Source organism: Ramlibacter lithotrophicus, from assembly GCF_012184415.1.
Classification (GTDB): domain Bacteria; phylum Pseudomonadota; class Gammaproteobacteria; order Burkholderiales; family Burkholderiaceae_C; genus Ramlibacter; species Ramlibacter lithotrophicus.
In genome coordinates this window covers 525,470-537,681 of record NZ_VTOX01000003.1, presented here as the reverse complement: position 1 = coordinate 537,681, position 12,212 = coordinate 525,470, and the positions used below count along the sequence as shown (strand labels likewise).

12 protein-coding genes are annotated in these 12,212 nt (G+C 65.6%); 6 read left to right on the top strand and 6 right to left on the bottom strand.

The window, feature by feature from the left end:
• Nucleotides 1-2,586: DUF5801 repeats-in-toxin domain-containing protein (locus RAMLITH_RS12450; RefSeq protein WP_238344141.1), on the top strand; the 2,586-nt coding region annotated here is incomplete at its 5' end.
• A gap of 54 nt (nucleotides 2,587-2,640) precedes the next feature.
• On the opposite strand, the gene RAMLITH_RS12445 is transcribed toward RAMLITH_RS12450, so the two are convergent.
• Nucleotides 2,641-4,173 (bottom strand): S8 family peptidase, encoded by a 1,533-nt coding sequence (locus RAMLITH_RS12445; protein ID WP_202883262.1) that lies wholly within the window; start codon nucleotides 4,171-4,173, stop codon nucleotides 2,641-2,643.
• Nucleotides 4,174-4,620: 447 nt separating this feature from the next.
• Between RAMLITH_RS12445 and RAMLITH_RS12440 the strand changes: the two genes are divergently transcribed.
• The gene (locus tag RAMLITH_RS12440; RefSeq protein ID WP_168107715.1) at nucleotides 4,621-4,830 is read left to right on the top strand and encodes a hypothetical protein; all 210 of its coding nucleotides are present in this window, start codon (nucleotides 4,621-4,623) and stop codon (nucleotides 4,828-4,830) included.
• A gap of 48 nt (nucleotides 4,831-4,878) precedes the next feature.
• On the opposite strand, the gene RAMLITH_RS12435 is transcribed toward RAMLITH_RS12440, so the two are convergent.
• The 4 genes from RAMLITH_RS12435 to RAMLITH_RS12420 form a co-directional block, all read right to left on the bottom strand.
• Nucleotides 4,879-5,145 (bottom strand): hypothetical protein, encoded by a 267-nt coding sequence (locus RAMLITH_RS12435; protein WP_168107714.1) that lies wholly within the window; start codon nucleotides 5,143-5,145, stop codon nucleotides 4,879-4,881.
• 141 nt (nucleotides 5,146-5,286) lie between these two features.
• Nucleotides 5,287-6,645 (bottom strand): trypsin-like serine peptidase, encoded by a 1,359-nt coding sequence (locus tag RAMLITH_RS12430; RefSeq protein WP_168107713.1) that lies wholly within the window; start codon nucleotides 6,643-6,645, stop codon nucleotides 5,287-5,289.
• Between the two features lie 62 nt (nucleotides 6,646-6,707).
• Entirely contained in the window at nucleotides 6,708-7,307 is a 600-nt protein-coding gene (locus tag RAMLITH_RS12425; RefSeq protein WP_168107712.1) for an SHOCT domain-containing protein, read from the bottom strand.
• A gap of 351 nt (nucleotides 7,308-7,658) precedes the next feature.
• Nucleotides 7,659-7,964 carry an ATP-binding protein gene (locus RAMLITH_RS12420; protein WP_168107711.1) on the bottom strand — a complete coding sequence of 102 codons (306 nt, stop codon included), beginning with the start codon at nucleotides 7,962-7,964 and terminating at the stop codon, nucleotides 7,659-7,661.
• A 516-nt stretch (nucleotides 7,965-8,480) separates the two neighbouring features.
• Between RAMLITH_RS12420 and RAMLITH_RS12415 the strand changes: the two genes are divergently transcribed.
• Nucleotides 8,481-9,026 carry a hypothetical protein gene (locus tag RAMLITH_RS12415; protein WP_168107710.1) on the top strand — a complete coding sequence of 182 codons (546 nt, stop codon included), beginning with the start codon at nucleotides 8,481-8,483 and terminating at the stop codon, nucleotides 9,024-9,026.
• A 121-nt stretch (nucleotides 9,027-9,147) separates the two neighbouring features.
• On the opposite strand, the gene RAMLITH_RS12410 is transcribed toward RAMLITH_RS12415, so the two are convergent.
• Complete coding sequence (locus RAMLITH_RS12410; protein WP_168107709.1) at nucleotides 9,148-10,068, bottom strand: 23S rRNA (adenine(2030)-N(6))-methyltransferase RlmJ; 921 nt, start codon at nucleotides 10,066-10,068, stop codon at nucleotides 9,148-9,150.
• A 148-nt stretch (nucleotides 10,069-10,216) separates the two neighbouring features.
• Between RAMLITH_RS12410 and RAMLITH_RS12405 the strand changes: the two genes are divergently transcribed.
• The 3 genes from RAMLITH_RS12405 (at nucleotide 10,217) to rpsI (ending at nucleotide 12,150) form a co-directional block, all read left to right on the top strand.
• On the top strand, nucleotides 10,217-11,134 hold the full coding sequence (locus RAMLITH_RS12405) for a sigma-70 family RNA polymerase sigma factor (RefSeq protein WP_168107708.1): 918 nt from the start codon (nucleotides 10,217-10,219) through the stop codon (nucleotides 11,132-11,134).
• Between the two features lie 183 nt (nucleotides 11,135-11,317).
• A complete protein-coding gene (gene rplM, locus RAMLITH_RS12400; RefSeq protein WP_168107753.1) occupies nucleotides 11,318-11,746 on the top strand; it encodes a 50S ribosomal protein L13 in 429 nt (142 codons plus the stop codon).
• A gap of 11 nt (nucleotides 11,747-11,757) precedes the next feature.
• The gene (rpsI, locus tag RAMLITH_RS12395) at nucleotides 11,758-12,150 is read left to right on the top strand and encodes a 30S ribosomal protein S9 (protein WP_168107707.1); all 393 of its coding nucleotides are present in this window, start codon (nucleotides 11,758-11,760) and stop codon (nucleotides 12,148-12,150) included.
• The last annotated feature ends 62 nt before the right edge of the window (nucleotides 12,151-12,212 follow it).

Here is a 12,212-nt window from a genome sequence, read left to right as displayed (position 1 = left end):
GGGCGCGAAGGCACCGACGCCACCGACGCGATCACCGGCGACATCGTCTTCACCGTCAGCGTCAGCGCCGCCGGCGTGGTCACCCTCGACCAGCAGCGCGCGGTGGTGCACGACGACGTGACCGACCACGATGAAAGCACCTCCCCGGCCACGCTGGCCGCCGGCATGGTGATCCTGACCGGCACGGCCACCGACGGCGACGGCGACACCGCCTCGGCGGCGCTGAACATCGGCGACCGGCTCAACTTCGAGGACGACGGCCCGAGCGTCAGCACCACGGGTACGCTGCCGATACTGACCGTGGACGAAACCGTGCTGGCGACCAACGCCACCGGTGACTTCTCCTCGAACTTCAGCGCCGTCTTCGGCGCCGACGGGATGGGCGCCACGCCGGCCAGCTACGCCCTGGCCGCCGGCAGCGAAGGCATGGACTCGCTGCTGGTGGACACCGCCAGCGGCCACAACGTCTTCCTGCGCACCGAAGCAGGGGTGGTGGTGGGCCGCGAAGGCACCGACGCCACCGACGCGATCACCGGCGACATCGTCTTCACCGTCAGCGTCAGCGCCGCTGGCGTGGTCACCCTTGACCAGCAGCGCGCGGTGGTGCACGACGACGTGACCGACCACGATGAAAGCACCTCCCCGGCCACGCTGGCCGCCGGCATGGTGATCCTGACCGGCACGGCCACCGACGGCGACGGCGACACCGCCTCGGCGGCGCTGAACATCGGCGACCGGCTCAACTTCGAGGACGACGGCCCGAGCGTCAGCACCACCGGGACCTTGCCAATACTGACCGTGGACGAGACCGTGCTGGCGACCAACGCCACCGGCGACTTCTCCTCGAACTTCAGCGCCGTCTTCGGCGCCGACGGGATGGGCGCCACGCCGGCCAGCTACGCCCTGGCCGCCGGCAGCGAAGGCATGGACTCGCTGCTGGTGGACACTGCCAGTGGCCACAACGTCTTCCTGCGCACCGAAGCAGGGGTGGTGGTGGGCCGCGAAGGCACAGACGCCACTGACGCGATCACCGGCGACATCGTCTTCACCGTCAGCGTCAGCGCCGCCGGCGTGGTCACCCTCGACCAGCAGCGCGCGGTGGTGCACGACGACGTGACCGACCACGACGAAAGCACCTCCCCGGCCACCCTGGCCGCCGGCATGGTGATCCTGACCGGCACGGCCACCGACGGTGATGGCGACACCGCCTCGGCGGCGCTGAACATCGGCGACCGGCTCAACTTCGAGGACGATGGGCCCTCGCTGGCCGTCGGGAACCTGGTCGGGACCGGCACGGTACTGCCGCAGATCGGTTACTGGACCGGCAGCTTTGGTGCCGACGGTGCCAGCGCCGCCGGGCTCGACATCTCGCTCACCGGATTCACGCTGGTCAGACCGGACAGCTCGACGACGACCGGGACGTACACGTTCGGCGAACTGCCGCTCTCGCCGGACGGCACCGGTGCCTACCTGTTCGGCGGGACGCTCACGGGCGACTTCGACAACAACCCGGGCACGGCCAACACCTCGGTGGACTTCACGCTGACGGCGTATGCGAACGGAACCTATGCACTGGATCTGGTGCAAGGGTTCTCGTCCACGGTGACCACCAGCACCGCCAGCGGCGGCCTGGGCGCCGGCGGGCCCGACCCCGTGCAGACGCTGTACATTCCGCCGCCGCCGGCCACGCCGACCGAAACCGTGGTCTTCTTCTCGGCCAAGCCGCTGGCCGCCGACGCCGACATCCTGACCGGGATCGGCATTGGCGCGCCCGACCCGACCGAGGCGCAGCTGCAGACCGTTCCGCTGCCCGGCTACATCGATCCGCGCTCGATGAACGTCAGCACGTCCGGCATCGGCGTGGACAACAACCTCCTGCAGGGCTACGGTACGGCTGCGACGGAAGCCGCCGACGAGAGCTTCGTCGCCAATCCGCTGAGCCTGGTGAGCAGCATGGAAGTGTTCGTCGACAACTCGGTCGGCGGCTACACCCATAGCGACGGTGAGATCCTCTACTACAAGGTGTTCTACGAGGACGGTACCGACTCCAACAACGTGCTGGTTACCACGGACCTGGGCCTGGCGAACAAGGGCCAGCCGGTTTCGTTCGTCGTTTCGGGCGGCGGGAAGATGATCGACGCGATCCAGCTGACGATGGCCTACGGGGAAATCAAGGTTCCGGAAATCCGGTTCACCACCCTGGTGGAGAGCCTGGCCAACGACGTGAAGCTCGACTTCTCGGCCACGCTGACCGACAAGGACGGCGACACGGCCACGGACCTGTTCTCGGCCGACCTCTACGCCAACGAGATCGCCGGGCTGTTCGACTTCATCCTCGTGGGCGCGGCGGCCGAACAGGACGCGTTCAACATCGACCTGCAGACCGCCAAGAACGACTATCACGTGTCCGGGTTCGACACCGCCACCGACAAGCTGGTGCTGATCGGCGATGCGACGGCGGTCGTGACGAACATCGACAACAGCGGCGCCGACAGCATCGTGACGATCACGGAAACCGGTGCGCAGGTGACGACGGTGACGGTGGTCGGGGTCGACCTGCTCGGCTCCCACGTCGCGTTCGGCTGATCCGGCGGGGAGGCGCATGGGCCCGGCGCCGCGGCGCCGGGCCAGCGGCCGCGATCAGGGCCGGCCGACGACGACCTGGCTGACCGTGTTCTGGGAGCCGTCGTAGTTCATCAACGTGCCGGAGATGCCGGTGGCCGTGAAGGTGGTGCTGGCGACCGAGCGCGTCTTGAGGGCCGCGCTGCCCAGCACGCAACTGCCGGTGCTACCCGTCACGCAGCTGCCGGCGCCGCCGGGGGAGAAGCTCCCGCTGACCGTGGCATTGGCGACGGCGCTGCCGCTGCCGATGTCGCGCACCGAAACCGTCACCGAGGCCCGCCAGCTGTTGCCGGATTTCGTGGCGCTGCCTTCCATGGCGCGGACGGCCACCTGGCGGGTGGCCGGCTGCACCGCCGTCATGCCGCCGGCCTGCGACTGCAACAACAGGTTGGGCGAGCCTGCGCCTATGGACGCCGCAACCAGCTTGTTGGGCGCCGCGGAAGAGACGATCAGCGACGAGACGGCCTCTGGCGATGCGGCCGGGTTCTGCTCGAGCGCCAGGGCCGCCACTCCGGCGACGTGCGGCGACGCCATCGACGTGCCGCTGATGGTGTTGCTGGCCGTGGCGCCGGTGTTCCAGGCGGACGTGATGCCGCCGCCCGGCGCGAACACGTCGACGCAGGCCCCCCAGTTGGAAAAGGATGCGCGGTAGTCGATGCTCGTGGTGGCGCCCACCGTGATCGCGCTGGGCTCGCGCGCCGGGGAGGCCTGGCAGGCATCGGCGTTGCTGTTGCCCGCGGCCACCACCATGGTGACGCCCTTGGCGACGGCGCCCGCCACCGCGGCGTCCACCGACGCCGACGCGGCGCCGCCCAGCGACAGGTTGGCCACTGCCGGCCGGGCGGTGCTGGCCGCCACCCAGTCGATCCCGGCGATCACGCCGCTCCACGCTCCCGATGCGCTGCAGTCGAGCACGCGCACCGGCGTGATGGCCACGCCCTTGGCCACGCCCCACGTCGTGCCGCCGAGCGTGCCCGCCACGTGCGTGCCGTGGCCGTTGCAGTCATTGGTGCCCCGGCCGTCGGCGATGGCGGTGAAGCCGGGCCGCAGCCGCCCGGAGAACTCGAGGTGGTCGCTGCGGATGCCGGTGTCCACGACGAACGCGGTCACCCCGGCGCCGGTCTGGCCGAAGTGGTATTGGGTGTCGAGCGGCCGATCGGCCTGGTCGATGCGGTCGAGGCCCCAGGTGGCCTGGTTCTGCGGCGAGACCACCTGCTGGACCGAAACCGTCTGGTCCTGCTCGATCGACAGCACGTTCGGATTGTTGCGGATGCCGTTGAGCGCCGCCTCGGGCAACGTGGCGGCAAAGCCCTGCAGTGCGTGCGAATACGTGTGGTGCAGCTGGCCGCGGTGTTCGCCGGCGATCTTCGCGGCCTCGGCCGCGGCGCCCCGGGTGCCTGGCTTGAAGACGACGATGTAGCGGCCGGGAATGGGCTGCGAGCGAGTCGAGGGGAAGCTGGGGGTATCCTGGCCGGCGGGCTGGGCGGTGGCCGAGAGGACGGCAAGGGCCAGCGGCGCGGCCAGCAGGGGCAGGCGAAGTGAAATATTCATGGAGGGCTGTTACGACGGCGGGACGATGGATGAAGCGGTTGAGCTTGGCGCTCGCGCTGGATGTTGACTGCGTACGGACGAGCTTTGGTAAGTGAATGGATTTGCTTTTTCACGTTTGTCGCCCGGCTTCCGGCCTGGTCGCCCTCACTGCTGAGCCACGGAGTCGGTCGGGCACGCCGGGCCGATCCTGGGGGGCGACACAACAGTTACGAGCCGTTGCCGGCTACACCGTCCGATGGATGGCGTGGGCGCAACGGTGCCGGTAAGGTGCGGCCCGTGCACTGTTCCAGCCGACCCTCTGCCGCGCGCCGGGCTCCGCGTCCTGCGCCCACCACCATTCGGGGCAGCTCGCCAGGACAAGCGCGGCCCGGCGTCGCGCTGCTGCTGTCAGCGGCCGGGGATGGCCGAGTCGTCGTCGGGAACGCCGTCGATCACGGCGACCCGGCCGTGGAGGTGCTGCTGATGCACTCCGTCGGCGACAGCGAAGCTGCGGATCGCCATTGGCAGGTGGAACCGCCCACGGCGCAATGCATGCTGCTGGGATTGGGCAGGCTGCACGGCGACACTGGTGCCGACAATGTCGTCGTGTTCGGGGATGGGACCGAACCGGTCGTGGTACGGGAGCAGGTGGACGCGCGGGTGCTGGTCGAGTCGTGAGCCTGCCGCCGGCTCCGCCCGGCGCGACGCTGGCGCCCGGCGCCGCGATCAGCGTTCGCGGCCCGCCTCGTGGAAGGCTTTGCGAATCGGCGACAGCAGGTATTCCAGCACCGTGCGTTCGCCGAGCCTGATTTCCGCGGTGACCTGCATGCCGGCGGCCAGGCGGTACGGCACGCCGTCGGCGAGCAGCACCTGGGCGGCCGGCCTGAGGGCGGTGCGATAGGCCAGTGGCGGCACCTGCGCAGCATGCGCCGGCGACGCTTGCTCGGGGGATGCGGCGTCCGCGGCGACCTGTTCCACGGCCGCATCGAGCATTCCGTATTTCTGGAACAGCTTCGAATGCCCCGGTTCGCCTGTGCCTGCTCATGCAAGGTCGCGCGAGCGCTGGATAGAGGCCAGTCTGCGAATTCTGCTCCGCGATGTGAGCCCCGACGCTGAGCTCGACCTATATGCGTTTTAGATGTACAGCAGGCCGAACTCATGGAGTCCTGCCAGGTCGATTCGCAAAGCGTTAAAACCCGACTCAGCCGCCAGAACCCCTAGCCCTGCCTGCGTATAGGTGCCTACGAGCAACAGACCCACGTAGCTCGCGACTTCTGACGTATAGGGCGCGTAGCCCATGACGTTGGTGAACAGCAGGCTGACTACAGACGAGTTTGACCTTGCAGACCCCAGGCGCGCGGTTAGTGCTAAATCCATGAGCTCTAGTTCAGACAGGCGATCGGCGTACTGAAGTGCCGTGCCGACTAGACTCAGGTTATTCAATGCAGCGGGACCGAAAACTGCCCCTAGGACCTTGGCTGCTTCGCCAGCGTCCCCGTCGAGGTCGAGCGCCAATCCGCGGTCCTGAAAGACCAATCGCTCAACGTTATAGAGCGAGTCCGTCGCGCCGGATGTGTAGTGTCGCACCTCAAGGATATTGGTCCCTGCACTCTCGACTGCATAGTCTGACTGCCGACCCCCAAACACGGCGATGTCTGTGCCGTCTCCGCCCACGACCAAGTCGCTCCCGGCGCCACCCGTGAGGACGTCAGCGCCCGCGTAGCCCCACAGCTGATCGTCTTGACTCGTGCCGACGAGCCGGTCGTTGGTAGCGAAACCATAGAAGCTTTGTGTCGGTGGCAGCAGAAGGGCATCATTCCGCTCAGCTGCCTTTATGAACCAGTCCCAAGTCCCGTCACCGCTCAACTGCGCATAGGCGGAATCACCACTGTTCACGCTTGCTGCAGATAACACACCCACAACGTACGTCTCGCCACTCACCACTGTTGCAAGTGGCCCGCCCGAAGCCCCGGCACCGAGAGCGGTCGGGATGATGAAGACGTCCGAATAGAAGGCAGCTTCGGCACGCACGTCTTCTGCCATCATTCCTGTGGCCGAGAGGGGGTACCCGACTGCCGTCCCGGTAAGGTCTCCCGACCACGGCCAAGTCCCCATCCACCCGGTGGCTTCCCCAATTCGGCTCCTAAAGCCGACTAGGGCGATGTCATTTTCTGCCGCCATGAAGGACCAAAAACCATCCCCGTCAGGGTCAAATGCTATATCGCGGGCATCTACTAGGCCCCAGTCGCTCCACTCCCCGTACGGAAAATCGGCTGGCTGTGGGTCGGCCCCGGGAAAAACACGGATGGAGGTGGCGTACCCACCTTCCCGTACGTTATAGATAATATGCGCCGCTGTCAGTACATCGTTAATGCCAACAATTGCGCCGGAGCCCCGGAAGAGCGCGCCTGACGGAAATTGGGTTTCCATCATGACGACGGTACGCCAGGGAAACTCCATCCGGTTTGTCACTTCGCGCATATTGCTTTCCATTCAGCAGCGAAAATCATATTGGGTCGGCTGCAGGGTGCGATTTCGCATTAGCGACTGCGCCGTTACAGGCCCAACGCTTTTGCTCGGAGCGCCTTATATTCCGATTCAGTTATCACATTTCGGCGTCGGAGTGACTTCAACCTTTCGAGCTGGTCCTCAATACCAGCGCTGCTGGGGGTCGCAGCGTCCGATCCGGGCGCGGGCGCAACGGCCGGCACAGCCGCCTTGGTCACGGACGGGGGTTGAATATTGGGGGAGGCGGGGGCAGCGGCTACCTTAAGCTCGATCTGCTCGTACAGCCAAGCCTCCAGTGCAGCAACTTCGGCTGGATTTTCTGCAGTTGCATCGAACCAGTTCACGTCGCTGACGGCGTTGTTCCCCGACATTATCTTTCCGAGCGTCGCTGCAAGCCTGCGCGCCTGAAGCGCGGCGCTTACCTGAATCTGCGTTTGGCCAGCGGACGTCGGCACCAGAGAGACAACATACCTGTATTGCGTGAGAAGTTTTCCCGCGAATATTCCGCCGCCTTCGGAGGGTCCCATCCGGTAGCCAGTAGTAATCTGGTTGGTCTCTCGTGACGCAATTTCAATGGGAATTTTGTTTTCGTTTATCGCCGCCGTCACCGCTCTCCAAGCCCTCCCCACGTCGATCTCATAGGTCACTTTGGGCTTAAATTCAGCTGAAGCCCGCGGAAAGGGAATGCCAGCCTCTTGGGCGGATATCGCTTGGGCGCCGCACAGTAGAAGAGCCGCAACAAAGAATTTGAGAACGGGCGAAGAGCGAGCAATCACAGGAGCACCTCAGCTTGGCTTGGGGCTGGTCAGCGCAATCTACATTGCTGCTAGATCCTTGATGCCCCTAATAGAGTTCACTGAACGAGGCAAACCGCAACGACTACGCCTGCGGTGAAGACAGGGCGCCGTGGCCACTCTAACGAAGCGAAACTCGACCACATTGCTCTGGGTCAATGGGCGGTCACGGGCGGTCGCGGGCGGGGCTAGGCGGCCAACGGCCTATTTGCTTGCGGAACCCTCACGCTGCTGAAGCGAGCCGCCTAGGTTCCCGAAAGCCCGCTCCGCATCGGAGAGCTGGATGCCAAGCCCGTTGTCTACGATTTCGATGTGAGTCGGGGTGTTGAGTTCGTTGTCAGCAACGTTGATGTGAACAACGTCGGCGTAAGCGTCTAAGGCGTTCCAGATTAGTTCGGCAAGTGCATTGATCGGCTTCGCACGAGCGAGCGAGTTGAGGTGATCCGCTTGCGCCTCAACTTGGATCACCCGGGCGGAAACCGGAAGATCCGGAGCAGCGACTTCGCTCATTCCCCACCTCCGTGGAGTTCTGTCGAAATATACAGGTTGACGTAGCCGGGGGCACCCGGAACGTGCCTCAGATCCCAGGCAGGCGATCGCCGTTCGAAAGGCACTTCGGCGTAACTGCGCGTGCATTGTGGTTACGGAAGCGAGCTCGCAACAACTAGCGACCGCTACTGGCGAGCGGCCAGTTCGCACGAGCCGCAGTGGCCATGACCGCGTGTGCCTGCGTCCGCAGAAAGAGAGGCCTAGTACGTCGCCTCGATAATCGCACTTGTGCGACTGCCAGAGAATCCGCAGAAACCAAACCTCCCGGTGCGGACCACCGCTCGTCCGCTGCTTTTTCGAACGGGCATCGCGGAAGCTCCGGTGAGTGTCTGGGGCACATGTTTTCTGGCTGGGCTCGGAGGCCGCGTCTTTGCCATCACAGCGGCGCACAACGTGGGTGAGAACCACTCTCAATCCGTGATGATTTCTCCCGTTGAGGGGTCGGCTCACTGGCTCCACCTTAGCAATGGGTTTCGCATGACCCCGGAACATGACGACGACCCGACTGAATATGACGTGTTGGCGTACGAGGTGGACTTCCGCAAGGTGCCGACCCACGATGCGAAGCGCGCTCGCATCATTTGGCTCGACCGACCAGGAACCATGGAATGGAAGCATAGGGCACATGTGGCCACGTTCTTCTTATTCGGGTATCCGCTGGAGATCAACGAGGTGGATTTCGACGAGATGCGGATACTCAACTCCCAGGCATTGCTGCCCGGTCGATACCGAGGGATATCCAACATCCAGGCAACGGTGCACGAGTTGGAGGTGCAGAACCCGCTAGATTTCGAGACGTTCTCGGGCTTCAGCGGCTCACCCGTGTTTTCTCTGGAGGAGCGGTTCTGCAGCGAGCCAGCAATGCGGTTTTGCGGGATTGCCATCGCCGGGACGCCCGCCTCAGGGCGCGTCTTCTTTCTTGAAGCGGAAGTAGTAGCTGATCTGTTGCGCGTGTCGATCCAGCGTTTGGAAAAGTTCGGCCTCGAGACCATCGTCAGCTGGGACTCTGCTGGCGAATTGTAGAAATCCGGGTCCGTTTGTAGAAACGCCCCCGGACCCTGATGAGTCGCGGAGGCGCTTGAGGACTGGTGGCCTCGGGCGGAATCGAACCACCGACACGCGGATTTGCAATCCGCTCTCGTCGCTACGCCCCCGCTTCCAGCGTCTGCCCCTGCCCCTTGCCGCGCCCCAGCACTTGCAGCAACTGCGGCAGCGCGGCCTGCAGCGCCGCGCGCAGGGTGTGCGGCGGGTTGATCACGAACATCCCGCTCGCCGTCAGGCCCTGGCCGCGGTCGGCCTCGCCCGGCACGTTGCGCGCTTCGTCCTGCCCGATGGCCAGCGTCGCATGCAGCCAGGACTTGCCGGCCTGGTTGGCCAGGGTCTTCAGGCGGCGGGGCAGGTCGTGCGCCTCGGGCCGCGGGATCACGGGATACCAGACCACGTACGTGCCGGTGACGAAGCGCTTCAAGGCGTCCTGGATGCTCGCGCTCACTTTGGCGTAATCGCTCTTGATTTCATAACTTGGATCGATCAGCACCAGGCCGCGCCGCGACGGGGGCGGCAGGAAGGCCTTCATGCCCTCGAAGCCGTCGGCCCGCGCCACGGCCACCTGCCGCCCGGCCTGCAATTGCGCGATGTTGGCCGCGAGCGCCTTGCTGTCGGTCGGGTGCATCTCGAACAGCTTGAGCTTGTCGCGCGCGTCCTGGCGCAGCAGGCTCTGCACGATGAAGGGCGAGCCGGGGTAGATCTTCAATTGGCCGTCGGGGTTGAAGCCCGCGATCGTCTCCAGGTAGTCCTGCAGCATGGGCACCGGCTCGGCGATCAGCGGCCTGGCCTTGCCCGCCGGCGCCAGCGCGGCGAACAGCTTGACGACGCCGTCGGCCGCCTCGCCCGAGGTGCCCGAGAAATCGCTGTCCAGCCGATAGAGGCCGGCACCGGCATGGGTGTCCACCACCATCAGCGCCGCCTCCTTCTGCGTCAGGTGGCGCACGATGGCGATCAGCATCGCGTGTTTGAGCACGTCGGCATGGCTGCCGGCGTGGAAGGCGTGGCGGTAACTGAACATGCCGGGATGGTACCCGCGCGAACCGCGCTCATTGGGGCGGCCGATATCTTGATCTGAATCACCCCGGCCGCCGCCTCCGCACCTAGATTGAAAGAACGGCCGCAGGCGAGAGAGCCATCCGCGCTTGCTGCCGGATGCGGAGTTCATCATGGACCTTGCCCTCCCGAGCCAACCTGTCCAGGCCCCGGCGGAGCCCGCCGGCGACTCGAGCGATGCCCTCACGCTCTACCTGCGGGACGTGCGGCGCACCCAGCTGTTCAGCCGCGAGGAGGAGCTGGCCACGGCCACGCTCGCACGGGCCGGCGACTTCGCCGCCCGCCAGTCGATGATCGAGCACAACCTGCGCCTCGTGGTCAGCATAGCCAAGCGCTACGTGGGGCGGGGCGTTCCGATGTCGGACCTGATCGAGGAAGGCAACCTGGGCCTGATGCACGCCATCGACAAGTTCGAGCCGGAGCGGGGCTTTCGCTTCACCACCTACGCGACCTGGTGGGTGCGGCAATCGGTGGAACGGGCCGTCATCACCCAGGGCCGGGTGGTGCGCCTGCCGGTGCACGTGGTGCGCGACCTCCACCAGGTGCTGCGCGCCCGCCGCACGCTCGAGCACGATCCGGATCGCGCCGCATCTGGCAGCGGCGGCGAAGCCGACGGCGTGCGTGCCGACGACGTGGCGGCATTGCTGGGCCGTGACGTGCAGGAGGTGGCGGCCCTGCTGGCGCTGGCGGAAACGCCCAAGTCGCTGGACGCCGTGGTCGAGCATTCGGACGACGACCGCACGCTGGGCGACTCCCTGGCCGACGAAGTCAGCCCCGATCCCACGGGTGTGGTCCAGAACCATCAGCTGGAAAAGCTCCTCGGCAGTTGCATGGGTGCGCTCTCCGGCCGCGAACGCGAGATCCTGCAAGGGCGCTTCGGGCTGTACGATCGCGAGCCCGAGACGCTGGAGGTCCTCAGCGACCGGCTGCAACTGACCCGCGAGCGGGTGCGACAGATCCAGAACGAGGCGCTGCACAAGCTCAAGCGCTTCATGTTCCGCGACGGGGTCACGCGGCAGGCGGTGTTGTAGCCAGGCTGGCGCCAAGTCCCTGATTCTTCGTATAATGTCGGGCTCCGCAGCGCCTTGTGGCCCCGCGACGGAGAACCGGCCGGATCCCAGATCCTTCCGGTGACCCCACCTAAGAGGTTCCCGTCCAGAGGAACACCGACCGTGGAAAAGGGCCCGCCAAGCCACTTCTCCGAAAGAGATCTCATGTCTACGTTCAGCGCAAAACCCGCTGACGTGAAGCACGAGTGGTTTGTGATTGACGCCACCGACAAGGTGCTCGGTCGGGTTGCCAGCGAAGCAGCCCTCCGTTTGCGCGGCAAGCACAAGGCCATTTACACGCCTCACGTCGACACCGGCGACTTCATCGTCGTCATCAACGCTTCCAGGCTCCGCGTCACGGGCAACAAGGCCCTCGACAAGGTGTACTACCGCCACTCCGGCTTTCCCGGCGGCATCTACGGCACCAACTTCAAGGACATGCAGGCCAAGCACCCCGGCCGCGCGCTCGAGAAGGCCGTCAAGGGCATGCTGCCCAAGGGTCCGCTCGGCTACGCCATGATCAAGAAGCTCAAGGTGTACGGCGGCGCGGAGCATCCGCACACCGCCCAACAGCCCAAGCCGCTGGAAATCTGAGGAGCCAAACGATGATTGGTGAATGGAACAATGGCACCGGCCGCCGCAAGAGCAGCGTCGCCCGCGTGTTCATGAAAAAAGGCAGCGGCAAGATCACGGTCAACGGCAAGGACATCCAGGAGTTCTTCGGCCGCCAGACCTCGATCATGATCGCCAAGCAGCCCCTGGTGCTGACCAACCATGTCGAGACCTTCGATATCCAGGTCAACGTCCACGGCGGCGGCGAATCCGGCCAGGCCGGCGCCACCCGCCACGGCATCACCCGTGCGCTGATCGACTGGGACGCGACCCTGAAGCCCGCGCTGAGCCAGGCTGGCTTCGTCACCCGCGACGCCCGCGAAGTGGAACGGAAAAAGGTCGGCCTGCACTCCGCACGCCGCCGCAAGCAGTTCAGCAAGCGCTAAGCCGCTTTCGCTCCACCCGCAAAGCCGCCCAGGTTCGCCTCGGCGGCTTTTGCATTGGCGCC